Source organism: Allobosea psychrotolerans, from assembly GCF_002917105.1.
Lineage (GTDB): Bacteria > Pseudomonadota > Alphaproteobacteria > Rhizobiales > Beijerinckiaceae > Allobosea > Allobosea psychrotolerans.
The window spans coordinates 146,562-173,387 of sequence record NZ_PQFZ01000008.1; the positions used below are offsets into that span (position 1 = coordinate 146,562).

The following is a 26,826-nucleotide window of genomic DNA, read 5'->3' on the forward strand; positions in this document are numbered from 1 at the left end:
ACGCTGCGGTCAAATGAAACGGGATCGAGGGTTAACGTCTGGGGACACCTGTGCGGGCCACCTGCCGTCGTTGGCACCAGCGTGCTACGACCTGCTCAAGCAATAAAGGCAACGCCGTGCGGACGATCGATAGAGTCACAATACTGGAGCAGATCGGGGTCGAGCTTCAAAAGCGATTTGGGTTCGATGACATCGACATCTTCTTGGCCGGGTTCGGCCTATCGAAGCCCGAAAACGTCACTGTCAACAGCAAGCGTGTCTATGCCAAGGCCGGGCTCGCTCCGGCTACCAACGAGGTCATCCTGAAGGTCGCAGAAGAACTCGACATCGATGTTCCGCAGTCTTTCAAAGCCGCGGCGTTACCTTCCGTTCAACCGATGCCGGCACCGGTCCCATCGCGGCCTTCGGAACTGACCGAGGGCGATCGCCTGTTCGCCCTTCGCGATATTGTCTTGGCCAATTTCACAGGCGGAAACTGGCGGGAACTCGGCCTCTTCACGGGCTGCGACGATATCGTCACCGGCCACGGCCGCCTGCTGCGGAGCATGAACTTCAACGACCCGGATTACGAGGAGCACGTCCTGCCGGTGCTTATCTCGATAAGCGCGCGCGACCCGGGCAACCTCGCGAAGATGGAGGATTTCGTCAGGAAGCGGTTCGAGACCGGCGAAAACATCTCAAGCGGTAGGAAAGCCGGCAAGACGATCGTGTTCCAGCCTAAGGTCTTTGAGATTCCCGACGCGCCGGTCGAACCTATGCTCGTCTCGGTCATGATGCCGTTCAACGCGGGCATGAGGCCGGTCTATGCGGCGATCGATGCGGCGGCGACGGCAGCCGGCTATCAGTGCCAGAAGGCCGACGACATATGGGAGCACTCGGCGGTCATTCAGGACATCTTCTCACTGATTTATCGCAGTTTCATCGTGGTCTGCGACTTCACCGGCCGGAACGCCAACGTGTTCTATGAGGCCGGCGTCGCTCACACGCTAGGCAAGCACGTGGTCCCGATATCGCAAAGCGATGGCGACATCCCGTTCGACCTTCGGCATCATCGCCAACTGGGCTATCTGAACAATGGCGAAGGCCTGCAAGAGCTTCAGAAAAAGCTGACCGACCGGTTCCGGACGCTCAACGCGCAGCGCTAGGCTAGCGCTTGGCGGTCGGCCTTTTGCGCGGCGCCCGGACCTCGTCCCCCTTGCCAAGGATCGCCCTGGCGCCGTCCAGGCCCTTTGGGTGAGGACCGGCCCAAATCAGATAATAAAGGTGGCCGCCCTGCGTGTTCCGGATGAGACGAGCCGGCGACACGTGGCCGAAGGCGTCCTTGAGGCGTCCGAGATACCATTCCAGCAGCCGCTTGCCGCTGTCGGCCAGCTTGACCGTGTCGGACCCGAACAGGGTGTCGGAACTCTCATAGGCGTGGAGGCGCCAGTCCGGCGAACCGAAGAAGTCGTCGAGCGTCGCGGCCCAGTTTGCGGGGATCTCGCCGTGCCTGATCAGGAAGCGCTGGATGGCCATGCCCAGCGGGAAATTGATGATGATCTCGAAGACGCGAGTCTTTGCCAGGGCTTCAAGCGTCGACCATGGGATATGCATCCCGAACGGGTCCACGAAGATGACGCCGCGATAGCCGCTCCAGTTGGCTTTCGAGCCGAGGATCGCCAGCAATTCGGCGGAAGCATCGCCTTCCTTCACGACGATCTTCCGAGTGTCGCCGTAGTCGCCGGCAAGCGTCCGTAGCTCCGCGACGCGCTGCGGATCGCGCTCGATGAAGAAGTAGTTGTTGAAGGGGTTCTTGATGTCGAGCGCGACACGAGGGGAGCCGTTGACGAACTCGTCGCCTTCCTCGTCATCGGTCATCGGCACGACGTCGTCAAAGAAGTCCTCGCGCTTTGGCTCGCTCGATTTCGGGATCGCGCGAACCTTTGACTTGCCGGGGCCTGCGAAGGCGTCGACGAATACGGTTCCCCGGCACCAGTGAGCCTGGTTCTTGAGGACTGTCGTGTAGAAATTCAGGTATTCCCCCAAGGCGTCCAGCTTCTCGCGGGCCCAAGGCCCAACGGTGCCGTCGCTTTTTCTTTTCGTCATTCGGCGGCGACTCTGCATCCCGTTGCTGGAGTTGCAGGAAACTCGCTCCACTCGCGTCCGTCTAGGGTGCGACCGCCCGATTTGGGCCGGAATCCACCCCATTGTTTGAAAAAGAACGCGACGCCGGCGTCTTGGCACTGGTCGCGGACCTCGCGGACCCATTCGGGGTCCATCGGCCGTGACCTGGGGCCGCTTTCGCCGCCGACGATGACCCAGTCCACACCGGCAAGGTCGAGTGTGCCGATCGGCCCGATCAGGGGCTCGATCGAGAGGAAGCGCGTGCCGGCCGGGGTGTCCTGGAGATGCCTCACGCGTGACTTGCGGGCGCCGTCCTCGACCGACACGCCGCACCAGATATGCAGCGGGCCACGGCCGTCGCCATATCGCCGGCGGAGGAAGTCACGCATCAGCGACGAACGCTTAGTCAGCAGCTGGAACGTGTGCCAATCGGCCCGCTCCATGGTGTCGAAGACCTTCGATATGAAGCTGTCGGACACGTCTTTGTGGAATAGGTCTGACATCGAGTTCACGAAGATCATCTTGGGCTGGCGCCAGCCGAGGGGCTGCTCCAGCCGCTCGGGTCGGAGAGTTAGGTCGAAGCCGTGCTCGAACGAGTTGCCGGGCACGCCGCGGAAGCGCTCCGAGAAGCGCTCCGCGTAGCAGTTATCGCAGCCGGGACTGATCTTCGTGCACCCGGTGACCGGATTCCACGTCGCGTCGGTCCACTCGATGGATGTGCCTTGCGCCATGCTTCACCTAGGACATAAAGAGAACGGACTGACAATGATCATGGTGACCGAGGTGTTAACGAAAGACCCCATGGCGGTGTTCAACGGATCCCAAGTTCGCCCATAAAGCCGCCCGGCTGGCTGCGCTGCCCGCTGCGAAAAGCGGCTTTAGTACGCTGAGGTCCGGCAGCTCAAACAGCGTTGCCTGCACGGGCTTCCCAGGTGCCCGCTCGACGCCCTTGAGCGTCGCCAGCCGCCGCTCGATCGGCGACAGGTTTGGCGGCGTGGTCCCGGTCTGCCGTAAGGCTTTGTAGGCCCGGTCCTCGGAGACTGCGAGCGCGCGGGCGGTGCGGGCGACGGACCTGAGGCCGAGACAGAGCGGGACGATGCGGCGGGCCTCCTGCGGGCACATCGTGGCCTTTGCTGACGCCGTGCCGGCAGCCTCGCGGGCGCCTTGCACGAGCTGGATGAGGCTGTCGCGCGTCTGGCTCTCCGACCAGCACTCGAAGACCGATTCCCAGCCGTGGCTTTCAAGGAGAGCGAAGACCTTTTTCGGGTCTGGCGGGACGTAAGCGGACGCGGTAGCGCGCGAGATGGTGTTCGGGGGACTTACCCATGTGGAGCCTCCTGGGGGCGGGATTGCGGGGACGGCTGCGCTCGGAATCCGCGAGGGTGACGCCGAGCGGGGCGGCGGGCAGGCGGACCTGATTGCGCGAGACGCCGAGGCGCTGCGCAGCCTGAGGCGGCGTCAAACCGGCGGTGACGCATTCGCGAAGCTGATCGTCCGTGAACCGCAGTTCGGGCTTCACGTCGTCGCGGCGGGAGAACCGGGCGCGGCAGACAAGTTCCTCGCCCTCGACGGCGCCGGTTTCGATCACGCCGACGACGGCATTGATGTCCCAGTAGTAGTGGCTGTTGAAGACGCTGGAGCCGACGAGCTCGTCGAGTCCCTCTACGCCGCGCATGCCGAGCTTCTCCTCGACTTCGGTGCGGACCGGCCAGCGATCGCCATCGGTGAGGATGTCGCGGTAAGCCTTGCAGGACCGCGAGGTCAGCAAGGTGAACTCGAACGTCATCGCCTGATCGTCGGACGATGGGGATGCCGGCGCCATTGGCTGCTGCCCGGGTCCGGAACTTGCCCTCGCGAAGGCCACGCGAGAAGCGCGGCACGACGGGGCTGTCGGTGGTCGAGGTCGTCATGAAAACAGGGTGCCAGGGCGCCCGTTGCCCGCGCCAGTGCACGTCAGCGGCGGGAATCTGGCCTTCGAGCCTTCCCTTGTGCCGACAGAAAAAGGGGGCGGCGCGCGCCCGAAAAGCATGATGGCTGACTGACGAAAAGACTCACGTCAAGAAAGTAATTTGTGGTATACTTCGTATCCGCCAACAAATCTGACGGTAAACAGAGTAAAACGCTAATGTAGCAGAAAGAACACACTAAGATGAAATATTTTGAAAATATGATCAGAATCTACAAAATTTGCAAATTCATTTATGATAATTTCAAAGATTTGTTCTGATTAAGATAGGGCTGGCGAAAGTCAGCCCTAGATTTCTTATTATATTGATTCGGCGGCTACAAACGATCGGTATCGACCGCAGAATCCTTGCGGGGGCTCTCCTCGACCACATCGCGCTCGCGGGTCTCCTCACCCTCACCCTCACCCTCACCCTCTGCCTCGGTGAGGATTCGCAGGGCGACCTCGCCCTGCCCCTGCCAACGCTCGGCGGCGACCTTGATGCCCAGCGTCGTGCCGCGGGCGCCGGCCTTTGCGGCGCGACGATCGCGAACCTCCGACCGGATGCCGAACATCATGCTCCCCCCAGGGGCCGGCCATACGTAACACGTGCACTGACGCGGGCCACGGCCTGCACGCTCCCATACGGGGTGACTGCGTGAGAGCTCCGTTCGCCGGGCCTTCTTGCGTTGTTTCCGATCCACGTCCAGCCCAAAGCAAAAAGGCCGCCCTTTCGAGGCGGCCTTTTGTCCCTGTATCTCAAGGGCTTCATATGGTGGGCGCGACAGGGATCGAACCTGTGACCCCTACGATGTCAACGTAGTGCTCTCCCGCTGAGCTACGCGCCCGTCTGCCGCGTCGGGATATCGTCGCGGCTGCCGGAACAAGGCGTCACCGTTGCCGGCTGACCATGTTGCGAGGTGTGCGGCTATAGCGGCTCATGCGGCGCCTTGCAAGCCGCTTGAGCTGCAAAAGCGTCAGGCCGCCAGAAGCTTTTCGACCTCGCTGACGAGCTCGCGCAGATGGAAGGGCTTGGACAGCACCTTGGCGTCCTTTGGCGTCTGCGAATCGGGGTTCAGGGCGACTGCCGCAAAGCCGGTGATGAACATCACCTTGATGTCGGGGTCGAGCTCGGTGGCGCGCCGCGCCAATTCGATGCCGTCCATTTCCGGCATCACGATGTCGGTCAGGAGCAACTCGAAGGGCTCTTCGCGCAGGCGGTTATAGGCCGAGAGGCCGTTATCGAACGAGGCCACGTCATAGCCCGCATTCTGCAGGGCCTTGACCAGGAAGCGGCGCATGTCGTTGTCGTCTTCGGCGAGAAGTATCTTGGTCATGGGCCTGCTATGTCCGTCCCGAAAGGCCTGTTTCAAGATGAAGGCCGCCGGGCGCGGCGGTTTCCATCCGGTCGTATTGTCTGGCGCCCGCGCCATATCCCGGGCCGGCGAGCAGCCGGGTTAGCCGGCCGGCTGCGGGCTTGGAACCATGTCCTTCTATAAGGCATGCGCATGGTAAACAACGCGTGAATCCGGTCTTGGTTAAACAGCCGCGCGGGTAATGCTTCTACCGCGCCGTTTTGTGTGCTTCAGTTCGGCGACATGAGCGCTCCAACCGCCTTCTTCAAAGCCGATCCCGAGGATGTCGTCGCCGAGATCGAGCGGCCCTTCACGCTGCATCAGCCGGCGCTGCAGGTCGTACCCGTGGTGGTCGACGTACCCCATGCCGGGCGGCGCTATCCCAAGGCCTTCGTCGAGGGCGCGCGCTTGCCGCTGCGCAGCCTGCGCCGCTCCGAGGACGCCTATATCGACCTGCTCTTCGCCCAGGCCGTGGCGCTCGGGGCCCCGCTCCTGGTCGCCGAGTTTCCGCGCGCCTTTCTCGACGTCAATCGCGAGCCCTATGAGTTGGATCCGCGCATGTTCGACGGCCGCCTGCCGGCCTTCGCCAATACGCGCTCGATGCGGGTCGCGGGCGGGCTCGGCACGATTCCGCGAATCGTCGGCGATGCGCATGAAATCTATTTCGGCCGTATCCCGGTCGAGGAGGGGCTGGCGCGGATCGATGCGCTCTACCGGCCCTATCACGCCGGCTTGCGCAGCCTGATCCAGCGCACGCATGGCGCCTTCGGCACCTGCATCCTGGTCGATGCCCATTCGATGCCGTCGAGCGGGCTCGACCGCGACGGGCTCGCCAAGGCCGACGTCATCCTGGGCGATCGCTTCGGCACCAGCGCGTCGGGCTATATCGTCGACATCGCCGAGGAGGCCTTCCGGCGGCTGGGCCTGAGCGTCACGCGCAACCGGCCTTATGCCGGGGGTTTCATCACCGAGCATTACGGCGCGCCGACCTCGGGCGTGCATGCGCTGCAGATCGAGATCAACCGCGCGCTCTACATGAACGAGGCGACGCTCGAGCCGCATGCCGGCTTTACGGAGCTGGAGCGGGGCGTGACCGCGGCGATGGCGGATTGCTTCGCGCGCTGGAGCGGCTGGCTCGACGAATGGCGCGAGGCGGCTGAATAAAGCATCGGTCGCGAAAAGCGGGGTCGGGCCTTCGCAGCAGGCTTAAGCGAAACAAAAAATCCGCGGCGGCCAGGTCGCTTGCGGCCGCAACCCAGAAAAAAGGGCCGCACACTTGCGTGGCGGCCCAAGTCTAGGGAGGAAACGCCCAAGGAGGGCAACGAAGGCTTGAGGTGATCGCCCCTTCGCAGTGCACAATATGACGGTGCAGCGCAAAAACGCAAGTGGTTTTGCGTAAAGTCTTATGCGCCATGCGTCAGGCGCAAGAAGGATGGCGAATTACCGGCCGATTCGCTTGTTTTCCGATGAATCCGCTTGCATGACAGGTTCGTGCCGCGTGGCCACGGCCAGGCGCAATGCTGCGCAGCAACACAATAACGGGAGGCTGGTATATGAGCACTGTCGATTTCGGCGCTTTCATTGCCGAACTGGCGACGCAGTCCGGCCAGGCGATTCTGCCGTTTTTTCGCGCCCATCATGCGACCGAGGACAAATCGCTCGGCGGCGTGTTCGATCCGGTGACGGAGGCCGACCGGGCCGGCGAGAACGTGATGCGCCATCTGATCAAGCGCAGCTTCCCCGCCCATGGCGTGCTCGGCGAGGAGTTCGGCAATGAGAACGTCGACGCCGAATATGTCTGGGTGCTCGATCCGATCGACGGCACGCGCGCCTTCATCTCCGGCATTCCGGTCTGGGGCACGCTGATCGGGCTGACACGCGACGGCGTGCCGGTCTATGGCATGATGCACCAGCCCTTCACCGGCGAGCGCTATTCCGGCGATGGCCGCCAGGCGCGCTATGAAGGGCCCAACGGCCCGCGCGTCCTGCGCACGCGCCAGATCACGAATCTCGGTGAAGCGACGCTGATGACCACGTCGCCGGGGCTGTTCAAGGGCGCGGAGGCTGAAGCCTATGCCCGCGTCGAGAGCCAGGTGCGGCTGCCGCGCTATGGCTGCGATTGCTATGCCTATTGCATGCTGGCGGCCGGCCATGTCGATCTGGTGATCGAAGCCGGTCTCAAGCCCTACGACATCGTTGCGCTGATCCCGATCATCGAGGGCGCGGGCGGCATCGTCACCTCATGGGATGGCGGCAGCGCCGCCGGGGGCGGCACGGTCATCGCCGCCGGCAACAAGACGCTGCATCAGGCCGCGCTCAGCCTGCTCGCCGGTTGAGCCGGCTGCGGCATTGTCCTCGCCGGGAATGAAGGCGTCGAAGGCCGCCCAGAACTGGGCGCGGATCTCGTCGCTCTCCATCAGGATCTCGTGGCGCGCGGTCGGCAGGACGAGTGCGGCGCCGGTCTTGAGCCGCGCCGCGAAACGCTCGATCGCCGGGGTGGAGACGATCGGGTCCTGGCCGGCGGCGATGACCAGCGTCGGCACGCGAATCTCGCGTGCGGCGGAGGGCGCGTTCAGGCGCGCCATCAATTGGAAGGCCGCATGCACCCAGGCGATCGTCGGGTCGCCGATGCACAGATGCGGTGCGCCGGTCGAGAGCGCGCTGTTGCGGGCATAGCGGGCGGGGTCGCCGGTCAACCGGTTGCCCTCGAAGGGCTTGGTCGCGATTGCGGTGTCGCCGCCGCCAGGCACGAAGGACTTGCCCAGACCGAGCCAGAACAGCAGGTTTGCCAGCCGCCGCGCCATATCGGGGCGCTCGATCATCGAGAGGCCCAGCATGGGGGCGAGCGCCACCAGCCGCGAGACCGGCAAGGCGTTGCGGCGCGCAGCGTCCAGGCACAGCGCCGCGCCCATCGAATGCGCCAGCACGAAATAAGGCTCGGGCAGCGTCTCTCGCATCTGCGCCAGCGCCAAGGCGAGGTCGTGCTCATAATGTCTGAGCCAGCCAACATGTCCCTTGCGCCGGCGCCGCACGAAGCGTTGCGAGCCGCCCTGGCCGCGCCAGTCGAAGCTGAGCACATGGAATCCGCGTCGACGCAGCTCGACGATTGTCTCGCTGTAGCGCTCGATGAATTCGGCCCGGCCCTGGACCAGGAGGATGGTGCCGCGCATCGGCTTGACCGTCGGCCGCCAGCTCGCGAAGCGCAGTTGCGCGCTGTCGCGCGTTTTCGCGAACCAGGCCTTGCCATGCCCGGGGACCGGATAGTCGGGATGGCCGAAGAGCTGGGCCTCCGCCATCAGGGCAGTGCACGAAACAGGGGGAGGCGGTCTTTGGCGTGAGCCATGCTCTGAACCCCGGGTTGACGATCAAGCTTTTCGCATGCGGGCATGACAATCCGCCGGCGACACGATCGAAGGGCCTCCGAATCGGGCGGATCTTCGCGGCGGCGCCAATCTGTTTATGCGCGTCTCCGCGCCCCCTTGAAAAGCCGAAAAGGCGAAACCAGATCATCTCTGCGCAGGCCGAGACCGGCTGCGCGAGCTAAACCAGGCCCGTGCTCATGATGAGGCGGGCTGGACCAGATTTGTCGCTTCCCAGGAGGACATCATGCGTCACTTCGATCTTTCCCCGCTCTATCGCTCGACCGTCGGCTTCGACCGCCTGTTCTCGCTGCTTGACCAGGCCACCGCCGCCGAGGCCACACCGAGCTATCCGCCCTACAACATCGAGCGCACTGCCGAGAACGCCTACCGCATCACCATCGCGGTCGCGGGCTTTGGCGAATCCGACCTTGCCATCGAGAGCAAGGAGAACGCGCTGACGGTGCGCGGTGAGAAGCAGGGCACCGAATCCGCTGAAAAACGCGAGGTTCTGCACCAAGGCATCGCCGCGCGCGCTTTTGAGCGTCGCTTCCAGCTTGCCGATTATGTGCAGGTGACCGGCGCCAGCCTCGAGAACGGCTTGCTCCATATCGATCTCGTCCGCGAGATCCCCGAGGCCAAGAAGCCGCGTCAGATCGCGATCGGCGGGGCCAAGCCCGCCAAGGTGCTTGAGGCCAAGGCCGCGTAACGCGCGCCCGACCTGAAGGCTTGAAGCGAATGGGGCGTCCCCGGGGTACCGGGGGCGCTTTTTTCGTGGCCGAGCGATTGGCTCAGTCCAGTGGCGTAACCGGGACGGCCGGTGTCTCAGGCTTCGGCGTCGAGGGCGTCGCATCCGGGATCTGGACCGGCGGCAGTTCGACGGGCGCGACAGTGATGCCCGAGGGGTCGGCCCGGGCCAGAGGCGGCTTGCGCTCCGCCTCGTCCGTGCCGCGCACGTCGTTGGGATTGACGAGCTGGGGATTGACGAGCTGGGGCTTGTCCACGCCGGTCGCTGGGTTGACCGGGCCAGGTGTCGGCAGCGCCGGCGCCGCCGGCGAGTTCGGGGCCGCCGTCGCTGGGGCGCTGGCCGTCGCGGCCGGCTTCTCCGCCGGGTTGAGCGGTTCGGCCGCGTGCGGCGGTGTGGCGGGGCTCGGCGGCAGGATCGTCGCCGGGGCGCTCGCCTGGGCCGGCGGCTTCAGCGCGGGCGGGCGCTCGGGTGGGCGCGGCACCAGCCGAGGCGCCGGCCTGTCGTCGCGCGGATCGACGCGGGCGATGTGCGGGGCGGGGGCGGGCCTCGGCCGTGCATCGGGCAGGGGGATGCGATCGATCAAATAGCCGCTATGGGCGTCGAAGATCAGGCGTGCGCGGCCGCCATTGGCAGTCTGGCCGTCGATCACATAGGAGGAGCCGGTGCGCACCATCCGGTCGACCCGGGCGAGGCCGAAGTCGCGCGCGGCGATGCGGCCGATGGAGCGGGGCGGGACCGGAGCGGGAGGCAGCGGCGCGTAGCGTTCGTAATAGCCGCGCGGATAGGCCTCTTCCTCCTCATAGAGGTAGTACTGCGCTGCCGCTCCGCCAACCGAACCTGCGAGCGCGCCGGCCACCGCCAGGCTCGTCAGGACCAGGCGCGAGGGCGCGGTCGATCGAAATACCATGTCGTCTCCTTTGGGCGACTGAACTGGGTCTTCAGTCTTCCTTAGGGATTGCGGCGTGCGTGGGGCTGAAATCGGGGGAGAATTCAGCCTTTTGCCGCGGCGAACACATTGATCAGGCGCTCGACATCCGCCTCGCTGGTCGAGAACGCCATGACGAAGCGGCCAATGGTCTCGCCTTCCGCGAAGGGGATATCCTTCGGCAGCGCGGTCTGCGACCAGGGCAGGTAGCCGACGCCGGCCGCTTTCAGCTTTGTCTGCAGCTCCGCAGACAGAATCGGAAACACTTGGTTGACCTGGCAGGGCCAGGCGAGCGGGATGTTCAGGGCGATGAGCGCATCGGCCAGGCGCTTGGCCATCGCATTGGCGTGGCGCGCCAGTTCGAGCCAGTGGCCACCACCGAGCAGGCCCTCGAACTGAGCCCCGATCAAGCGGCCCTTGGACAGGGTGTGGCCCGAGCGCTTGCGCCGCCACTTCATCTCGGCCGCGGCCTCGGGCTGGAAGAAGATCACGGCTTCCGCCGCCCAGGCGCCGTTCTTGGTGCCGCCGAACGTCAGCACATCGACGCCCGCCTGCCAGGTGATCGCGGCCGGCGAGCAGCCAAGTGCGACGAGCGCGTTGGCGAAGCGGGCACCGTCCATATGCATGGTCAGGCCACGCGGCGCGCCGGCATCCTTCAGGGCGCGCACCTCGGCAGGCGTGTAGATCTGCCCGCATTCCGTCGCCTGCGTGATCGAGATCGCCTGCGGCTGGACCTGATGCAGCGCGCCTTCGCGCATGCGGGCGAGGGCCTGCGTCACGGGGCCGGGCGAAATCTTGTTGCCGGCGCCGGGCAGGCCGACGAGCTTGGCGCCGTCGCTGAAGAATTCCGGTGCGCCGCATTCGTCGTCGGCGACATGGCTTTCCTCATGGGTCAGCACCGCGCCCCAGGGACGGGTGATGCTGGCGAGCGCCAAGGAGTTGGCCGCCGTGCCGCTGGCGACGAGGAAGGCTGCGACCTCATGCTCGAAGATCTCGGCGAAGAGGCGCTCGACGCGGCCCGTCCAGGCGTCGGTGCCATAGGCCGTCGCGGTGCCGTCATTGGCGGCCGCCAATGCGGCCATGACGGGGGCGCTCGCGCCGGCGGTGTTGTCGCTGAAGAAGTTCATGTCAGAAGGGGTAGCGCTGGGCTGTGACGTCAACAAGCGCACTGGGGGATCGCCGGTCTGCATGCGACGATGGTCGAAACGCGGCGGGCGCCTGGACAATCGGCCGAAAACAAGAAGCGTGCTGGCAATGTTGGGCTTTCGCTCCGGATATGTCTCGGGGGCAAGCGATATCGCAATAAAATTTCGGCCCTGCTCGCAATCGACGCTTGTGCCGAGATTAGAATTCTGGCAAATTCATCGCAATAGGACAGTGTTGCTGTCCCATTTTCACCGCGCCGACCGTGAGCCGCCTAGCGCTTGCGGCGGCCGATCGCAACGGAGCGGACGCGTGACGAGGGGTAAGGCTACAACCGCCAAAACCAATCGTACGCGCGCCGCCCGTAAAGCGGCGGCTTAGACAGGCGCGGCAGGGCGACAAGCCCGAGGCGCCTGCGGAGGACGCGGGCGCCCCAAGACAGCGCAAGCCACCCTCCCCAGGAATGACTTGGCCATGTTGGCCCCATCCTTGCTGCGTGCCCGATCGGGCTCGGCACGGGGGCTGGCGCGGCGAAGGATGGTGTGGACTCGAAGGCAACTGTTGGCGGAAGCTGGCAGGCAGCGTGAAGCGGGGTTTGACGATGAGCGAAACCAGCAAGTCGAGCGTGGCGGCGGCAGCTGCGGCTTTCCCGGCCGTGCGTGATCCTGCAATGCCTGAGCGCCAGGGGCTCTACGATCCGTCCTATGAGAAGGATTCCTGCGGTGTCGGCTTCATCGCCGACATGAAGAACCGCAAGACCCATGCGATCGTCCAGCAGGGCCTGCAGATCCTGCATAATCTCGACCACCGCGGCGCCGTCGGGGCGGACCCCAAGCTCGGCGACGGCTGCGGCATCCTCGTCCAGATCCCGCATGGCTTCTTCACGGAGGAGTGCGCCAGGCTCGGCATCGAATTGCCGGCAGCGGGCCATTACGCCATCGGCCAGTTCTTCATGCCCCAGGAGGCCGAGGATCGCGCCGTCTGCGAGGAGATCGTGGCGCAGACCGTCACCGAGGAGGGGCTGATCTTCCTGGGCTGGCGCGACGTGCCGGTCGACTCGTCCGATCTCGGCGAGGCCGTGAGGGAGAGCGAGCCGGTCCATCGCCAGCTCTTCGTCGGCCGTCCGGCCGAGATCACCGACGAGGACGATTTCGAGCGCAAGGTCTATGTCCTCAGAAAGTCGGTCTCCAACAAGGTCTATAAGCGCCAGGACCGCGCCACCGCGACCTATTACCCGGTCTCGATGTCGGCCCGCACCATCGTCTACAAGGGCATGGTGCTGGTGACCCAGCTCGGCTCCTATTTCAAGGATCTGACGGATACGCGCTTCGTCAGCGCTCTCGCGCTGGTCCATCAGCGCTTCGCCACCAACACCTTCCCGTCCTGGCGGCTCGCCCACCCCTACAGGATGGTGGCGCATAACGGCGAGATCAACACGCTGCGCGGCAACGTCAACTGGATGGCGGCGCGCCAGGCGTCAGTCGATTCCGAATTGTTCGGCCCCGATATCTCGAAGCTCTGGCCGATCTCCTATGAGGGCCAGTCCGACACCGCCTGCTTCGACAACGCACTCGAATTCCTGGTCCAGGGCGGCTATTCGCTCGCTCACGCCATGATGATGCTGGTGCCCGAGGCCTGGGCCGGCAATCCGCTGATGGATGAGGAGCGGCGCGCCTTCTACGAATATCACGCCGCGCTGATGGAGCCCTGGGATGGGCCCGCCGCGATCGCCTTCACCGATGGCCGCCAGATCGGCGCGACGCTCGACCGCAACGGCCTGCGTCCCGCGCGCTATCTCGTCACCGATGATGGGCTCGTGGTGCTCGCCTCCGAGTTCGGCGTGCTGCCGATCCCCGAGGAGCGCATCGTCCAGAAGTGGCGCCTGCAGCCGGGCAAGATGCTGCTGATCGATCTCGAACAGGGCCGCATCATCGGCGACGACGAGATCAAGACGAGCCTGTGCCTCGCCAACCCCTACAAGGACTGGCTGAAGCGCACCCAGATCGTGCTGGAGGAACTGCCCCCGGTCGAGGCGCGGGCGCAGCGCACCGATGTGCCGCTGCTCGATCGCCAGCAGGCCTTCGGCTACACTCAGGAAGACACCAAGCTCCTGATGGCGCCGATGGCCGTGACCGGCCAGGAAGCCGTCGGCTCGATGGGCACGGACACGCCGATCTCGGCGCTCTCCTCGAAGTCGAAGCTGCTTTACACCTATTTCAAGCAGAACTTCGCGCAGGTCACGAACCCGCCGATCGACCCGATCCGCGAGGAGCTCGTGATGAGCCTCCTCTCCTTCATCGGGCCGCGTCCCAACATCCTCGACCTGGAGGGCACCTCGCGGCGCAAGCGGCTCGAAGTGCGCCAGCCGATCCTGACCAATGACGATCTCGAGAAGATCCGCTGCATCGGCCATTACGAGGACCGTTTCGACACCAAGACGATCGACATCACCTATCCCGCCCGCGACGGCGCGGCCGGCATGGAGCATGCGATCGAGCGGCTCTGTGAGCGCGCGGAGGCTGCCGTCAACGGCGGCTACAACATCATCATCCTGTCAGACCGGCAGGTCGGCCCGGACCGCATCCCGATCCCGGCGCTGCTGGCGACGGCGGCCGTGCATCACCACCTGATCCGCAAGGGCCAGCGCACCTCGGTCGGCCTCGTCCTGGAATCGGGCGAGCCGCGCGAGATCCATCACTTCGCCTGCCTCGCCGGCTTCGGCGCCGAGGCGATCAACCCCTATCTCGCCTTCGAGACGCTGGAGGCCCTGTTCGAGGCCGGCGAATTCCCGAAGGAAGTCGACCGCTACGAGGTGGTGAAGCGCTTCATCAAGTCGGTCGGCAAGGGCATGCTCAAGGTCATGTCCAAGATGGGCATCTCGACCTATCAGTCCTATTGCGGCGCGCAGATCTTCGACGCCGTCGGGCTCAAGACCGAGACGATCGAGAAGTATTTCACCGGCACGATCTCCTCGATCGAGGGCGTCGGCCTGCCCGAGATCGCGGAAGAGACGGTGCGCCGCCACCGCGACGCCTTCGGGGATTCGCCGATCTATCGCGACTCACTCGATATCGGCGGCGAATATGCCTTCCGCCTGCGCGGCGAGGACCATGCCTGGACGCCGGAGAACATCGCGCTGCTCCAGCACGCGGTGCGCGGCAATGCGCAGGACAAGTACAAGGCCTATGCCGAGCTGGTGAACGACCAGAGCTCGCGCTTCTCGACGATCCGCGGCCTGTTCCAGATCAAGGATGCGGATGCGCTCCAGCGCAAGCCGATCCCGATCGAGCAGGTCGAGTCGGCCGCTTCCATCGTCAAGCGCTTCTCGACGGGGGCGATGTCCTTCGGCTCGATCAGCCATGAGGCGCATTCGACGCTCGCCATCGCGATGAACACGATCGGCGGCAAGTCGAACACCGGCGAGGGCGGCGAGGAGCCGGAACGCTTCGTGCCGATGGCCGACGGGCGCTCGATGCGCTCGGCGATCAAGCAGGTGGCGTCGGGCCGCTTCGGCGTGACGACGGAATATCTCGTCAATTCGGCGATGATGCAGATCAAGATCTCGCAAGGCGCCAAGCCCGGCGAAGGCGGCCAGCTTCCCGGCCACAAGGTCGATGCACGCATCGCCAAGGTGCGCCATTCGACGCCTGGCGTCGGCCTGATCTCGCCGCCGCCGCATCACGACATCTATTCGATCGAGGACATCGCCCAGCTCATCTTCGATCTGAAGAACGTCAACCCGGCCGCCGACGTCTCGGTCAAGCTCGTCTCCGAGCTCGGGGTCGGCACGGTTGCGGCCGGCGTCGCCAAGGCGCGCGCCGACCACATCACCATCTCGGGCTATGAAGGCGGCACCGGCGCTTCGCCTCTGACCTCGATCAAGCATGCCGGCTCGCCCTGGGAGATCGGCCTCGCCGAGACGCACCAGATCCTGGTGATGAACAAGCTGCGCGGCCGCATCGCGCTGCAGGTCGATGGCGGCCTGCGCACGGGCCGTGACATCATCATCGGCGCGCTGCTCGGGGCCGACGAGTTCGGCTTCGCGACCGCGCCGCTGATCGCCGCCGGCTGCATCATGATGCGCAAATGCCATCTCAACACCTGCCCGGTCGGTGTCGCGACGCAGGATCCCGTCCTGCGCAAGCGCTTCAAGGGCGCGCCCGAGCACGTCATCAACTTCTTCTTCTTCCTCGCCGAGGATGTGCGCGAGATCATGGCGAGCCTGGGCGTGGCCAATTTCGACGACCTCGTCGGCCGCTCCGACTGGCTCGACAAGAAGCAGGCGATCGACCATTGGAAGGCCAAGGGGCTCGATTTCACCCGCATCTTCCATAAGCCCGATGTCGGTCCCGAGGTGGCGATCCGCCATGTCGAATTGCAGAAGCACCCGATCGACACGGTGCTCGACCGCATGCTGATCGAGAAGTCGCAAGGCGCGCTCGAAAAGGGCGAGAAGGTCGTGATCGAAAGCCCGATCCGCAATGTCGACCGCTCGACCGGCGCGATGCTCTCAGGCCAGGTCGCCAAGCGCTACGGCTATGCCGGCCTGGCTGAGGACACGATCACGGTTAAGCTCACCGGCACCGCCGGCCAGAGCTTCGGCGCCTGGGTCACGAACGGCGTCACGCTCGATCTCACCGGCCAGGCCAACGACTATGTCGGCAAGGGCCTCTCGGGCGGCAAGCTGATCATCAAGCCCTCGCCTGATGCCCGGCCGCTGGCCGAGCAGTCGATCATCGTCGGCAACACCGTGCTCTACGGTGCGATCTCGGGCGAATGCTACTTCCGCGGCGTCGCCGGCGAGCGCTTCGCGGTGCGCAATTCCGGCGCGATCGCGGTGGTCGAAGGCACCGGCGATCATGGCTGCGAATATATGACCGGCGGCGTCGTCGTCGTGCTCGGTCAGACCGGCAGAAACTTCGCGGCCGGCATGTCGGGCGGTGTCGCCTATGTGCTCGACGAGGACAAGAGCTTCGCCAAGCGCTGCAACCTCTCCATGGTCGACCTCGAACCGGTCACCGAGGAGGAGGAGCTGATGCAGCGCATCCACCACCATGGCGGCGATCTCGAGTTCAAGGGCCGCATCGATGTGATGGCCAATATGTCCGGCTACGATGCCGAGCGCCTGCACCAGCTGATCAGCGATCACTTGCGCTATACCGGCTCGCTCCGCGCCAAGGACATTCTCGACAACTGGGCGGAGTACCTGCCCAAATTCGTCAAGGTCATGCCGGTCGAGTACCGGCGTGCGCTACAGGAAATCGAGCAGGCGCAGGCCAGCATGTCGGTCGCGGCGGAGTAAGACGATGGGCAAGGTAACCGGCTTTCTCGAGATCGACCGCCGTGACCGGAAGTATCTTCCGGCCTCGGACCGGATCCGGAATTACAAGGAATTCGTGATCCCGCTCGGGGTCGAGGCAACGCGTGACCAGGCGGCGCGCTGCATGAATTGCGGCATCCCCTATTGTCACAATGGCTGCCCGGTCAACAACCAGATCCCGGACTGGAACGACCTCGTCTACAACGACAAATGGCGCGAGGCCTTGACCAATCTGCACTCGACCAACAATTTCCCGGAGTTCACCGGCCGCGTCTGCCCCGCGCCCTGCGAGGCGTCCTGCACGCTGAACCTCGAGGACACGCCGGTCACCATCAAGTCGATCGAATGCGCCATCGTCGACAAGGGCTGGCAGGAGGGTTGGATCACGCCCGAGCCGGCCAAGGTCAAGACCGGCAAGAAGGTCGCGCTGATCGGCTCCGGCCCGGCGGGCCTCGCCGCCGCGCAGCAACTCGCGCGCGTCGGCCACGAAGTGCATCTCTATGAGCGTCAGGCCAGGGCCGGCGGCCTGCTGCGCTACGGCATCCCGGACTTCAAGATGGAGAAGTCCCATGTCGAGCGCCGCGTCCGCCAGATGGAGGCCGAGGGCGTCATCTTCCATTACGGCGTCAATGTCGGCATCGATATCGATCCCGCCGAGCTGCTGGCGCAATATGACGCCGTCGGCCTGACCGGCGGCGCCGAGAAGCCGCGCGACTTGGCCATCGAGGGCCGCGAGCTCGAGGGCGTCCAGTTTGCGATGGATTTCCTGCCGCAGCAGAACCGCCGTGTCGGGGGCGAGGCTGCGACCGGCAACGCCAAGCCGATCCTGGCCTCGGGCAAGCATGTCGTCGTCATCGGCGGCGGCGATACCGGCTCCGACTGCATCGGCACTTCGGTGCGCCAGGGGGCGCTCTCGGTGACGCAGATCGAGATCATGCCGGAGCCCCCCCTCAAGGAGAACAAGGCGCTTACCTGGCCGAACTGGCCGCTCAAGCTGCGCACCTCGTCGAGCCATGAGGAAGGCGCCGAGCGCGACTTCGCCATCGGCACGCTGAAGTTCATCGGCGAGAACGGCAAGGTCCGCAAGCTGCGCTGCGCCAGGGTCGACGGTCAGTTCAAGCCGATCGAGGGCACCGAGTTCGACCTCAAGGCCGATCTCGTGCTGCTCGCAATGGGCTTCGTCTCACCGGTCCATGAGGGGCTGCTGGCGAAGCTCGGCGTCGCGCTCGACAAGCGCGGCAATGTCGAGGCCAACACGCTCGCCTACAAGACCTCGGTCGAGAAGGTCTTCACCGCGGGCGACATGCGGCGTGGCCAGTCGCTGGTGGTCTGGGCGATCCGCGAAGGCCGCCAGATGGCCCATGCGATCGACAAGCATCTGATGGGCGAGACGATTCTGCCGCGGTGAGCCTGCCGCGTAACTCTACTCCGGCGGCCGTCTGACGCGGCTTTCTGCGCTTCGCGTGCTCACGGACATGAAGTCCGCTGCGCTCGGGTTCTCGAAAGCCACGCCAGCCGACTCCCCGGAGCGAGTTTCGCGACAAGCGCCCAGAAGTCGACCAGACAGGGGTAGGCCGGATTCAGCGCGGCCATTTGTAATCGTCGAGACGCCCGGGCTTCGGCTCGGGCGCGATGCCTTCGCCAAAGATGCGGTCGAGCTGGGCTGCGGCCTCGCCGCGCCCGCGGGCATCCGTGATCGAAGCCAGCAGCGCCTGTTCGCCCGCGCTCGCCTGCCCGGTCAAGGGCTGGATCGGCCCGGCCAGCGGCTTGACCTGTAAGGCGGTCGGCAGTCCCGGCGCGGCGGGCAGGTTGCCGACCATGGCGTCGATCAGGCGCTCGATGCCGCCGGGCTGGAGCTCGGGATTGGTCGGGGCGCCGGTTCCCGGCGCCGGCACGGCGATGAGGCCCGGCTGCGGCTGGCTTTCGATCTGCCGGCGGATCAACACATCGACGAAATGCGCGGCCTTGCGCGCTCCCGCCGCGGTGAAATGGATGCCGTCGCCGAGCCGCAGCCGCATGGCCTGGCCCGAGACATCCGGCCCCATCGCCGTGTAGCGGTTCTCGGCGTCGACGAAGGCGCCCCAGAGATCGACATATTGCCCGCCGGCTTTCTCTGCCTGCTGGCGGTAAAGCTCGTTGAAGGAGACGAAATCGGCGGAGAGGCGGGGGTTCTGCACGGGCGGCGCGCCGACCCAGATCAGCGGGACGCGCCTGGTCGCGAAGGCGTTGGCGACTGCGTCGATGCGGGCCTTGTAGAGTTCGCTCCAGCGCGGGCTGAGCGGCTCATGCACCGTCTCGCCCTCGCGGATCGCCTGCCGGTCGTTGAGGCCGAGCAGAATCACGCCGAGGCTGATCTTGGAGTCACTCGCCAGAAGATCGTTGGCGACCTTGGGCCAGTCGTAGAAATCGCTCCTGACCAGGCCGGAATCGGGCTTCGCCTTGTTGACCACCGCCACATCGGGCCTGTCGTTCAAGGCATCGTCGAGCCCGCCGGCAAGGAGCACGGCAAGCGAGTCGCCGATCACCAGGACCTGATGGGCGACATCGACCTTCGGAATGACCGGGTCGTCCCTGACGATGACCGGCGGTGCACGTCGTTTCGCCGCCGGCGGCACCACACGCGGACGCCGCGGCACGACGGCGGGAGGTGGTGGCGGCTGCTGCCAGAAGAAGGAGAAGAAACTGCGTTGCTGCGGCTGGGGCGCGCCCTGGGCGAGCGAGGATGGCCCGCCGGTCATGAACAGCAGGCAGGCCGCACCCAGCATCGTGACGAGGGAACGCAAACGCATGAGTCTTTCGATCCTGCGCCGTGGCTTCCTCGCCCTTATAGCGCAGGATCGCGACAGCGTCAGCGGGCGTCGCGCATCTTGGCGAGCAAGGCCGGTGTCGGATAGCCGTCGGCGATCTCTCCGGTCTTGAGCTGGTATTGCCGTACGGCTTCGCGCGTGCCGGTGCCGATGCGCCCGTCGGCGTCGTGATTGTAGAGGCCGGCCGCCTTGAGCCGGCGCTGCACCTCCTGCAGGCCGGTCTTGTCGAGGCGCGGCGCCTGGACCGGCCAGTCGGCCTGGATCGCCGGGCGGCCCATGATGCGGTCGCCGAGATGCCCGACGGCGAGCGCATAGGCGTCGGAGGAATTGTATTTCTTGATGACGTCGAAATTCTCGGTCAGCAGCATGACCGGTCCGCGATGGCCGGCAGGGAAGAACAAGCGCCCCTCGCCGGAGGCGGGCAGGGGACGCCCATCGGCCCGGCGCACGCCGGCGGCGGCGAAGGAGGAGAAGCTCGCCTTGTTGATGCGGTAGTCGAACCGCTCGGGCAATGTGACCTCGAGGCCCCAGGGCAGGCCCGGCACCCAGCCATAGCCCTTGAGGTAATTGGCCGTGGAGGCAAGCGCGTCGCTGGTCGAGGTCCAGATGTCGGCATGGCCGTCCCCGGTCCAGTCGACGGCGTATTTCATGTAGCTCGACGGCATGAACTGGGTGTGGCCCATCGCGCCGGCCCAGGAGCCGCGCAGTTCGGTGCGCTCGACATGGCCCTTCTCGATCAGCTCCAGCGCGGTCAGCAATTCGTCACGGAAGAAGTCGCCGCGATAGCGGATCTGCGCCAGGGTCGCCAGGCAGCGGATCGTGTCCTTGTCGCCCTTGAACGAGCCGTAATTGGTCTCCATGCCCCAGATCCCGAGCACGACCTCCTTGGGCACGCCGTAGCGCGCCTCGACCTGTGCCAGGACGCCGGCATTCTCAGCTGCGGCGTCGCGCCCGCGCGGGATGCGCGTGCCGCCGAGCGCGCTGTTGAGATAACCCCAGATCGGCGCAGTGAACTCGGACTGCTTCTTGGTCAGCGCCACGATCGAGGCGTCTGGCGTCACGCCGCGAAAGGCGAGGTCGAAGGTCGCGCGCGAGATACCGCGCGCCTGGGCCTGCGGCCAGAGCCCCTTCAGGAAGGCGTCGAAGGAGGCATTGACTGGGGCCGTCCTGGCGTCCGTGGCGCGGGCCGCCGAGACGCTGATCGAGCCGGTGGTCTGCGCAAGCGCGGGGGCAAGGCTGATGATGGCCGTGGCAGCGATCACGGACAGACGCATGACGAACCTCGCTCGGGCAGGCTAGTGGGAAAGAGACCTTCCCCACAGCGCCCGAACAAGATTAACCAAGGGTAAACGGCGCGCAATCGCGCGCCGGTTTCGCGGGCCGTTTTGCCTGGTTGCAAGCCTATTTGGCGTTGCGGGTTTTCAGCTGGTCTTCCCAGGTCAGGGCCTGGCGCACGATCTGCTCGAGATCATCATGCTCAGGCTGCCAGCCGAGCTCGGAGCGGATGCGGTCGGCCTTGGCGACGAGCGAGGCGGGATCGCCGGCGCGGCGGCCGGAGAACTTGACCGGGAAATCGACGCCGGAGACCTGCTTCACCACATCCACCACCTGCTTGACCGAATAGCCGCGTCCATAGCCGCAGTTTAGGGTGAGGCTGGCGCCGGCGGCGCGCAGATGGTCGAGGGCGGAGAGATGCGCGCGCGCCAGGTCGGTGACGTGGATGTAGTCGCGTACGCAGGTGCCGTCCGGCGTCGGATAATCCGTGCCGAAGACCTCGAGCCCGGCGCGCTGGCCGAGCGCTGCCTGGCAAGCGACCTTGATCAGATGGGTCGCGTTGGGGGTCGACTGGCCCGAGCGGCCCTTGGGGTCGGCGCCGGCGACGTTGAAATAGCGCAGTGCGACATAGGTCAGGGGAAATGCGCGCGCCACGTCGCCCAGCATCCATTCGCTCATCAGCTTGGAGCGGCCATAGGGGTTGATCGGATTGAGCGCGATGTCCTCCGGCACCGGGCTGACCGGCGGCTCGCCATAAACGGCGGCCGTGGAGGAGAAGATGACATGCTTCACGCCGCCGCGGACCGCGCTTTCAAGAAGCGCGCGCGTCTTCACCGTGTTGTTCAGATAGTAGCCGAGCGGGTCGGAGACGGAATCGGGCACCACGATCTTGGCGGCGAAATGCGCGATTTCGGTGATGCCGTGCTCGGCGATGACGCGCTCGACGAAGGGCTGGTCGCCCATATCGCCCTGGACGAGGGTGGCTTCCTTCGGTACGGCCCACCAGAAACCGGTCGAGAGATCGTCGAGTACGACGACCTGCTCACCACGATCGAGCAATTCCAGCACCATATGGCTGCCGATATAGCCGGCGCCGCCCGAAACCAGAATTGCCATTACACATCCTCTTCCGTCACAATCGTTTCGACTCATCTAAGCAAAAGATGTTGACGAGCCATCAAGGTCGTCCTGCTATTTGCCATCATCGGCGGGCTCAGTGAACATGTGAGCCAAGTCGCCACCTCCACCCCAAACGCTACCGTCGTCGCACGGTTAAGCGCGCGAAATGGATCCTTCATGACGAAACGCATTCGCAAGGCCGTTCTCCCCGTAGCCGGGCTCGGCACGCGCTTCCTGCCCGCCACCAAGGCGATCCCCAAGGAGATGCTGACCATCGTCGACCGCCCGGTCGTGCAGCATGTCGTGGATGAGGCGAGGGCCGCCGGTATCGAGCATTTCGTTTTCATCACCGGCCGCAACAAGGGCGTGATCGAGGATCATTTCGACCTTGCCTACGAGCTCGACGACACCTTGCGCAAGCGCAACAAGCTCAAGGAGCTGGAAGGGCTCCTGGCCGATCTGCCGGCCGCCGGCGCGACGAGCTTCACCCGCCAGCAGGCCCCGCTCGGCCTGGGCCACGCGGTCTGGTGCGCGCGCGACATCATCGGCGACGACGAGCCCTTCGCCCTGCTCCTGCCCGACATGCTGCATCACAGCCATGGCAAGGGCTGTCTCGCCGAGATGATGGACGCCTATGAGAAGCATGGCGGCAACCATATCGCCGTGGCGCCCGTGCCCGAGGACCAGACCCATCAATACGGCATCGTCGGCGTCGAGGATCGCAACGCCAAGGTGTCCAGGGTGACGAAGATGGTCGAGAAGCCCGCCAAGGGCACGGCGCCCTCGAACCTGCACATCACCGGCCGCTATATCCTGCAGCCGACGATCTTCAACCTGCTTGCCAATCAGGAGCCGGGCGCCGGCGGCGAGATCCAGCTCACCGATTCGATGATCGCGCTGTCGCGGCTGGAGCCGTTCCATGCCGTGCGCTTCGACGGCGACATCTACGACACCGGCTCGAAGATCGGCTTCCTGACGGCCAACATCGCCTACGCGCTCGATCGCGGCGAGCTCGGCCCGCAGCTTCGCCAGGAGATCGAGCGGCTGCTCGAGAGTTGATGGGGCGCATAGGCGAGGAGCCGTGCTTGAGCGACAACCAGCTCGTCTTCGATCGCGATCTCGGCCGGCGCCGGCTGGCACGGGCGCTTGCGGCCGGCTACCCGGATTTCCTGCTCGCGCGGGCGGTCGAGGATCTGGCCGAGCGGCTCGACGCGGTGCTGCGGCGCTTTGCGCTTGCTGCCGATCTCGGCACGCCATTGCCGGTTGCGGCACCGGTGCTTCAGGCCAAGGCGGAGACGCAGCTGCGCATGGCCGAGGCGGCGGGCGCGGACGCCGACATCGTCGGCGATCTCGAGCGCCTGCCTTTCGCGACCGGCTCGCTTGATCTCGCCGCCTCGCTCCTGGCGCTGCACGGCGTCAACGACCTGCCCGGGGCGCTGATCCAGATTAGGCGGGCCTTGCGGCCGGACGGGCTGTTCATCGGCTGCCTGCTCGGCGGCCGCACGCTGCAGGAACTGCGGCAGGTGCTGCTGGAGGCGGAGGCAGAGACATCTGGCGGGGCGAGCCCGCGTGTCGCTCCCTTCGCCGATCTGCGCGACATGGGCTCGCTGCTGCAGCGTGCCGGTTTCGCGCTGCCCGTGGTCGACAGCGAGCTCGTCACGGTGCGCTATCGCGACATCTTCGGTCTGCTCGGCGATCTGCGCGCCATGGGCTGGGCCAATGCGCTGACGCAGCGCAGCCGAACCGGATTGCGGCGTGAAACGCTGGCGCGGGCGGCTCTGCTCTATGCGGAGCGCTTCGCTGATGCCGATGGGCGCTTGCGCGCGACCTTCGAGATGGTCTGGCTCTCCGGCTGGGCCCCGCATGAAAGCCAGCAGAAGCCGCTGCGCCCGGGCTCGGCCAAGGCGCGATTGGCGGATGCGCTGGGCGTGCCCGAGATCGGGGCCGGCGACAAGGCTCCCCGATGAGTGCCCGCGAGCCCCGCCTCTCCCGCGTCGACTTCAAGCTGTTCCGGTCGATCCCGACGCGCTGGCACGACAATGACGTCTTCGGTCACGTGAACAATGTCGTCTATTACGGCTGGTTCGATACGGGCGTGAACGCCTGGCTGATCGAGCAGGGTTTTCTCGACCCGGCGACGAGTCCGGTCGTCGGCCTCGTGGTCGAGACGAGCTGCACCTATTTCGAGAGCGTCGCTTTTCCCGAAACCGTCGAGATCGGGCTTGCCGTGGCGCGGCTGGGCACCAGTTCGGTGACCTACCGGCTCGGGATTTTCCGCCAGGGCGGGCAGGTTGTGGTGGCGCAAGGCCGTTTCACCCATGTCTATGTCGAGCGGGCGACGCAGAAGCCAGTGCCGATTCCGGCCCCCTTGCGTGCGGCGCTGGAGGCACTTTCCGCCTGAACGCAGCCATTGCAGGTCGGGAATGCGTTGTCTCGCGCCCGCAGGCGCGCTATGCCCCGCCCATCGAGGGCCGGCCCTTCTTCATGCCGGACGATCAGGAACCGTCGCGCCGTGATTCCCAACGAGATCAAGATCACCCCGCAGCTCGTGGCCGAACATGGCCTGAAGCCCGACGAATATCAGCGCTTCCTGCATCTGATCGGCCGCGAGCCGACGATCACCGAGCTCGGCATCGTCTCGGCGATGTGGAACGAGCATTGCTCCTACAAATCCTCGAAGCTGCATCTGAAGACGCTGCCGACCAAGGCGCCCTGGGTGATCCAGGGGCCGGGCGAGAATGCCGGCGTCATCGATATCGGCGACGGGCTTGCCATCGTCTTTAAGATGGAGAGCCACAACCACCCCTCCTTCATCGAGCCCTATCAGGGTGCGACGACCGGTGTCGGCGGCATCCTGCGCGACGTCTTCACCATGGGTGCGCGGCCGATCGCGGTGCTCGACGCGCTGCGCTTCGGTTCTCCCGATCATCCGCGCACGCGCCATCTGGTCTCCGGCGTCGTCGCCGGCATCGGCGGCTACGGCAATTCCTTCGGCGTGCCCAATGTCGGCGGCGCGACCGGCTTCCACAGCCGCTATGACGGCAACATCCTGGTCAACGCCATGGCGGTCGGCATCGCCCGCGCCGACGAGATCTTCTACGCCAAGGCCTCGGGCGTCGGGAAAGCCATCGTCTATCTCGGCTCCAAGACCGGCCGCGACGGCATCCATGGCGCGACCATGGCCTCGGCGGCTTTCGGCGAGGGCGGTGAAGAGCGGCGCCCGACCGTGCAGGTCGGCGACCCCTTCGCCGAGAAGCTTTTGCTGGAAGCCTGCCTCGAGATCATGGCGGCCGGCCATGTCGACGCGATCCAGGACATGGGCGCGGCCGGCCTGACCTGCTCGGCCGTCGAGATGGGCGCCAAGGGCGATCTCGGCGTGGAGCTCAACCTCGACGCTGTGCCCTGCCGCGAGGATCAGATGAGCGCCTATGAGATGATGCTTTCGGAGAGCCAGGAGCGCATGCTCATGGTGATCAAGCCCGGTCATGAAGAGCCGGCCGAGGCCATCTTCAGGAAGTGGGGCCTCGACTTCGCCGTGGTCGGCTACACCACGGATAATCTGCGCTTCGTCGTGAAGCATCAGGGCGAGGTCATGGCCGACCTGCCGATCAAGGAACTCGGCGACGAGGCTCCCGAATATGACCGGCCCTGGATCGAGACGCCCAAACTGCCGGTGGTCGAGGCCGCCTCGGTCCAGCCGCCGCTGTCGCATGCCGATGCGTTGCTGAAGCTCATCGGCTCGCCCGATCTCAGCTCCAAGCGCTGGATCACCGAGCAATACGACACGCTGATCCTGGGCAATTCGGTGATCACGCCCGGTGGCGATTCCGGCCTGATCCGCATCGAGGATGGGCCAAAGGGCCTTGCCATGACCGCCGATGTGACGCCGCGCTATTGCGAGGCCGATCCGTTCGAGGGCGGCAAGCAGGCGGTGGCCGAAGCCTGGCGCAACCTCACAGCCGTGGGCGCGACGCCGCTCGCGATCACCGACAACCTGAATTTCGGAAATCCCGAGCGCCCCGAGGTGATGGGCCAGCTCGTCGGCTGCATCAAGGGCATCGGGGCAGCCTGCAAGGCGCTCGATTTCCCGGTCGTCTCCGGCAATGTCTCGCTCTACAACGAGACCAATGGCGTCTCGATCCTGCCGACCCCGACCATCGGCGGCGTCGGCGTGCTGGCGGATGTGACCAAGCATGCGACCGTCGCCTTCAAGGCTGTGGGCGAGACCATCATCCTGGTCGGCGAGACCGCGGGCTGGCTCGGCCAGTCCGCCTATCTCGCCACGATCTGCGGCCGGGAAGAGGGCGCGCCGCCGCCGGTCGATCTCGCGATCGAGCGCAGGAATGGCGATGCGGTGCGGGCACTGATCACCGCCCGGCGCGTTACGGCCTGCCATGACCTGTCGGATGGCGGCCTTGCCGTCGCGCTGGCCGAGATGGCGATGGCGGGCGGCGTCGGGGCGGCGATCGACGCCCTGCCTGCCGGACCTGTCCATGCCGTGCTCTTCGGCGAGGATCAGGCGCGCTATCTTGTCACGGTGCCGGAGGTTTCGGCCGCCGCGGTGCTCGCCGAATTCAAGGCGGCTGGTGTGCCCGCGCTCGCGCTCGGCAAGACCGGCGGCGATGCGCTTGCCCTTCCCGGGGAGGCGGCGATCGCGGTTGCGGCCCTGAAGTCCGCGCATGAAACCTGGCTGCCCGCCTATATGGCTGGCAAGGCCGCCTGAGGAG

The 26,826-nt window shown here is 65.7% G+C and carries 21 protein-coding genes and 1 tRNA gene; 10 read left to right on the forward strand and 12 right to left on the reverse strand.

Annotated features, from left to right (window positions below; genetic code table 11):
* Positions 1-116 precede the first annotated feature (116 nt).
* Positions 117-1,145: a hypothetical protein gene (locus CYD53_RS15495; protein WP_210202352.1), complete on the forward strand. Its 1,029-nt coding sequence runs from the start codon at positions 117-119 to the stop codon at positions 1,143-1,145.
* A 1-nt stretch (position 1,146) separates the two neighbouring features.
* Here the strand turns inward: CYD53_RS15495 and CYD53_RS15500 are convergent, their stop codons facing one another.
* The 6 genes from CYD53_RS15500 to cpdR form a co-directional block, all read right to left on the reverse strand.
* Positions 1,147-2,187 carry a three-Cys-motif partner protein TcmP gene (locus CYD53_RS15500; protein ID WP_103718992.1) on the reverse strand — a complete coding sequence of 347 codons (1,041 nt, stop codon included), beginning with the start codon at positions 2,185-2,187 and terminating at the stop codon, positions 1,147-1,149.
* A complete protein-coding gene (locus CYD53_RS15505) occupies positions 2,082-2,834 on the reverse strand; it encodes a DUF5131 family protein (RefSeq protein ID WP_103718993.1) in 753 nt (250 codons plus the stop codon). Before CYD53_RS15505 ends, CYD53_RS15500 begins: the two co-directional genes overlap by 106 nt.
* A gap of 509 nt (positions 2,835-3,343) precedes the next feature.
* Positions 3,344-3,925 (reverse strand): hypothetical protein, encoded by a 582-nt coding sequence (locus CYD53_RS15515; RefSeq protein ID WP_146055933.1) that lies wholly within the window; start codon positions 3,923-3,925, stop codon positions 3,344-3,346.
* A gap of 461 nt (positions 3,926-4,386) precedes the next feature.
* Positions 4,387-4,623 carry a hypothetical protein gene (locus CYD53_RS15520; RefSeq protein ID WP_103718996.1) on the reverse strand — a complete coding sequence of 79 codons (237 nt, stop codon included), beginning with the start codon at positions 4,621-4,623 and terminating at the stop codon, positions 4,387-4,389.
* A gap of 198 nt (positions 4,624-4,821) precedes the next feature.
* Positions 4,822-4,896 (reverse strand) — tRNA-Val (locus tag CYD53_RS15525).
* Positions 4,897-5,025: 129 nt separating this feature from the next.
* Complete coding sequence (gene cpdR / locus CYD53_RS15530; protein ID WP_054143348.1) at positions 5,026-5,385, reverse strand: cell cycle two-component system response regulator CpdR; 360 nt, start codon at positions 5,383-5,385, stop codon at positions 5,026-5,028.
* A gap of 261 nt (positions 5,386-5,646) precedes the next feature.
* On the opposite strand from cpdR, the gene CYD53_RS15535 reads away from it, so the two are divergent.
* Both CYD53_RS15535 and hisN read left to right on the forward strand, forming a co-directional pair.
* Positions 5,647-6,567, forward strand: coding sequence for an N-formylglutamate amidohydrolase (locus CYD53_RS15535; protein WP_103719082.1), 921 nt, complete (start codon positions 5,647-5,649; stop codon positions 6,565-6,567).
* Positions 6,568-6,956: 389 nt separating this feature from the next.
* Complete coding sequence (hisN, locus tag CYD53_RS15540; protein WP_103718997.1) at positions 6,957-7,739, forward strand: histidinol-phosphatase; 783 nt, start codon at positions 6,957-6,959, stop codon at positions 7,737-7,739.
* On the opposite strand, the gene CYD53_RS15545 is transcribed toward hisN, so the two are convergent.
* Positions 7,644-8,699: an alpha/beta fold hydrolase gene (locus CYD53_RS15545; RefSeq protein WP_245928257.1), complete on the reverse strand. Its 1,056-nt coding sequence runs from the start codon at positions 8,697-8,699 to the stop codon at positions 7,644-7,646. The genes hisN and CYD53_RS15545 overlap by 96 nt on opposite strands.
* Positions 8,700-9,009: 310 nt before the next feature.
* Here CYD53_RS15545 and CYD53_RS15550 point away from each other — a divergent pair, with 310 nt between their 5' ends.
* Positions 9,010-9,471, forward strand: coding sequence for an Hsp20 family protein (locus CYD53_RS15550; RefSeq protein ID WP_103718998.1), 462 nt, complete (start codon positions 9,010-9,012; stop codon positions 9,469-9,471).
* A gap of 82 nt (positions 9,472-9,553) precedes the next feature.
* Here CYD53_RS15550 and CYD53_RS15555 read toward each other — a convergent pair whose 3' ends face one another.
* Both CYD53_RS15555 and CYD53_RS15560 read right to left on the reverse strand, forming a co-directional pair.
* Positions 9,554-10,417, reverse strand: coding sequence for a hypothetical protein (locus CYD53_RS15555; RefSeq protein ID WP_103718999.1), 864 nt, complete (start codon positions 10,415-10,417; stop codon positions 9,554-9,556).
* An 83-nt stretch (positions 10,418-10,500) separates the two neighbouring features.
* Complete coding sequence (locus CYD53_RS15560; RefSeq protein WP_103719000.1) at positions 10,501-11,562, reverse strand: threonine aldolase family protein; 1,062 nt, start codon at positions 11,560-11,562, stop codon at positions 10,501-10,503.
* A gap of 617 nt (positions 11,563-12,179) precedes the next feature.
* Between CYD53_RS15560 and gltB the strand changes: the two genes are divergently transcribed.
* Together gltB and CYD53_RS15570 are read left to right on the forward strand one after the other, a co-directional pair.
* Complete coding sequence (gene gltB, locus CYD53_RS15565; protein ID WP_103719001.1) at positions 12,180-16,880, forward strand: glutamate synthase large subunit; 4,701 nt, start codon at positions 12,180-12,182, stop codon at positions 16,878-16,880.
* Between the two features lie 4 nt (positions 16,881-16,884).
* Positions 16,885-18,306, forward strand: a complete 1,422-nt coding sequence (locus CYD53_RS15570) for a glutamate synthase subunit beta (protein WP_103719002.1) — start codon at positions 16,885-16,887, stop codon at positions 18,304-18,306.
* A 172-nt stretch (positions 18,307-18,478) separates the two neighbouring features.
* On the opposite strand, the gene CYD53_RS15575 is transcribed toward CYD53_RS15570, so the two are convergent.
* The 3 genes from CYD53_RS15575 to galE all read right to left on the reverse strand — a co-directional run bounded on the left by CYD53_RS15575 (position 18,479) and on the right by galE (position 22,096).
* Positions 18,479-19,687, reverse strand: coding sequence for an SGNH/GDSL hydrolase family protein (locus tag CYD53_RS15575; RefSeq protein ID WP_103719003.1), 1,209 nt, complete (start codon positions 19,685-19,687; stop codon positions 18,479-18,481).
* 59 nt (positions 19,688-19,746) lie between these two features.
* Positions 19,747-20,979: a lytic murein transglycosylase gene (locus CYD53_RS15580; protein ID WP_103719004.1), complete on the reverse strand. Its 1,233-nt coding sequence runs from the start codon at positions 20,977-20,979 to the stop codon at positions 19,747-19,749.
* Positions 20,980-21,106: 127 nt separating this feature from the next.
* On the reverse strand, positions 21,107-22,096 hold the full coding sequence (gene galE, locus CYD53_RS15585; protein WP_103719005.1) for a UDP-glucose 4-epimerase GalE: 990 nt from the start codon (positions 22,094-22,096) through the stop codon (positions 21,107-21,109).
* Positions 22,097-22,276: 180 nt separating this feature from the next.
* On the opposite strand from galE, the gene CYD53_RS15590 reads away from it, so the two are divergent.
* From CYD53_RS15590 to purL, 4 genes are all read left to right on the forward strand, one after another.
* On the forward strand, positions 22,277-23,158 hold the full coding sequence (locus CYD53_RS15590; protein ID WP_103719006.1) for a UTP--glucose-1-phosphate uridylyltransferase: 882 nt from the start codon (positions 22,277-22,279) through the stop codon (positions 23,156-23,158).
* Between the two features lie 26 nt (positions 23,159-23,184).
* A complete protein-coding gene (locus tag CYD53_RS15595) occupies positions 23,185-24,066 on the forward strand; it encodes a methyltransferase domain-containing protein (protein ID WP_103719007.1) in 882 nt (293 codons plus the stop codon).
* Positions 24,063-24,500 carry an acyl-CoA thioesterase gene (locus CYD53_RS15600; protein ID WP_103719008.1) on the forward strand — a complete coding sequence of 146 codons (438 nt, stop codon included), beginning with the start codon at positions 24,063-24,065 and terminating at the stop codon, positions 24,498-24,500. The genes CYD53_RS15595 and CYD53_RS15600 overlap by 4 nt, the downstream gene beginning before the upstream one ends.
* A 114-nt stretch (positions 24,501-24,614) precedes the next feature.
* Entirely contained in the window at positions 24,615-26,822 is a 2,208-nt protein-coding gene (gene purL / locus CYD53_RS15605; RefSeq protein ID WP_103719084.1) for a phosphoribosylformylglycinamidine synthase subunit PurL, read from the forward strand.
* Positions 26,823-26,826 lie beyond the last annotated feature (4 nt).

Excerpts from the sequence above, each read along its gene's own strand:
- CYD53_RS15550 (WP_103718998.1), top strand. The coding sequence starts at position 9,010 with ATGCGTCACTTCGATCTTTCCCCGCTCTATCGCTCGACCGTCGGCTTC.
- galE (WP_103719005.1), bottom strand. The coding sequence starts at position 22,096 with ATGGCAATTCTGGTTTCGGGCGGCGCCGGCTATATCGGCAGCCATATG.
- CYD53_RS15555 (WP_103718999.1), bottom strand. The coding sequence starts at position 10,417 with ATGGTATTTCGATCGACCGCGCCCTCGCGCCTGGTCCTGACGAGCCTG.
- gltB (WP_103719001.1), top strand. The coding sequence starts at position 12,180 with ATGAGCGAAACCAGCAAGTCGAGCGTGGCGGCGGCAGCTGCGGCTTTC.
- CYD53_RS15545 (WP_245928257.1), bottom strand. The coding sequence starts at position 8,699 with ATGGCGGAGGCCCAGCTCTTCGGCCATCCCGACTATCCGGTCCCCGGG.
- hisN (WP_103718997.1), top strand. The coding sequence starts at position 6,957 with ATGAGCACTGTCGATTTCGGCGCTTTCATTGCCGAACTGGCGACGCAG.
- CYD53_RS15520 (WP_103718996.1), bottom strand. The coding sequence starts at position 4,623 with ATGTTCGGCATCCGGTCGGAGGTTCGCGATCGTCGCGCCGCAAAGGCC.
- CYD53_RS15560 (WP_103719000.1), bottom strand. The coding sequence starts at position 11,562 with ATGAACTTCTTCAGCGACAACACCGCCGGCGCGAGCGCCCCCGTCATG.
- cpdR (WP_054143348.1), bottom strand. The coding sequence starts at position 5,385 with ATGACCAAGATACTTCTCGCCGAAGACGACAACGACATGCGCCGCTTC.
- CYD53_RS15600 (WP_103719008.1), top strand. The coding sequence starts at position 24,063 with ATGAGTGCCCGCGAGCCCCGCCTCTCCCGCGTCGACTTCAAGCTGTTC.
- CYD53_RS15570 (WP_103719002.1), top strand. The coding sequence starts at position 16,885 with ATGGGCAAGGTAACCGGCTTTCTCGAGATCGACCGCCGTGACCGGAAG.
- CYD53_RS15535 (WP_103719082.1), top strand. The coding sequence starts at position 5,647 with ATGAGCGCTCCAACCGCCTTCTTCAAAGCCGATCCCGAGGATGTCGTC.
- CYD53_RS15590 (WP_103719006.1), top strand. The coding sequence starts at position 22,277 with ATGACGAAACGCATTCGCAAGGCCGTTCTCCCCGTAGCCGGGCTCGGC.
- CYD53_RS15505 (WP_103718993.1), bottom strand. The coding sequence starts at position 2,834 with ATGGCGCAAGGCACATCCATCGAGTGGACCGACGCGACGTGGAATCCG.
- CYD53_RS15580 (WP_103719004.1), bottom strand. The coding sequence starts at position 20,979 with ATGCGTCTGTCCGTGATCGCTGCCACGGCCATCATCAGCCTTGCCCCC.
- CYD53_RS15500 (WP_103718992.1), bottom strand. The coding sequence starts at position 2,187 with ATGGGGTGGATTCCGGCCCAAATCGGGCGGTCGCACCCTAGACGGACG.
- CYD53_RS15515 (WP_146055933.1), bottom strand. The coding sequence starts at position 3,925 with ATGGCGCCGGCATCCCCATCGTCCGACGATCAGGCGATGACGTTCGAG.
- CYD53_RS15575 (WP_103719003.1), bottom strand. The coding sequence starts at position 19,687 with ATGCGTTTGCGTTCCCTCGTCACGATGCTGGGTGCGGCCTGCCTGCTG.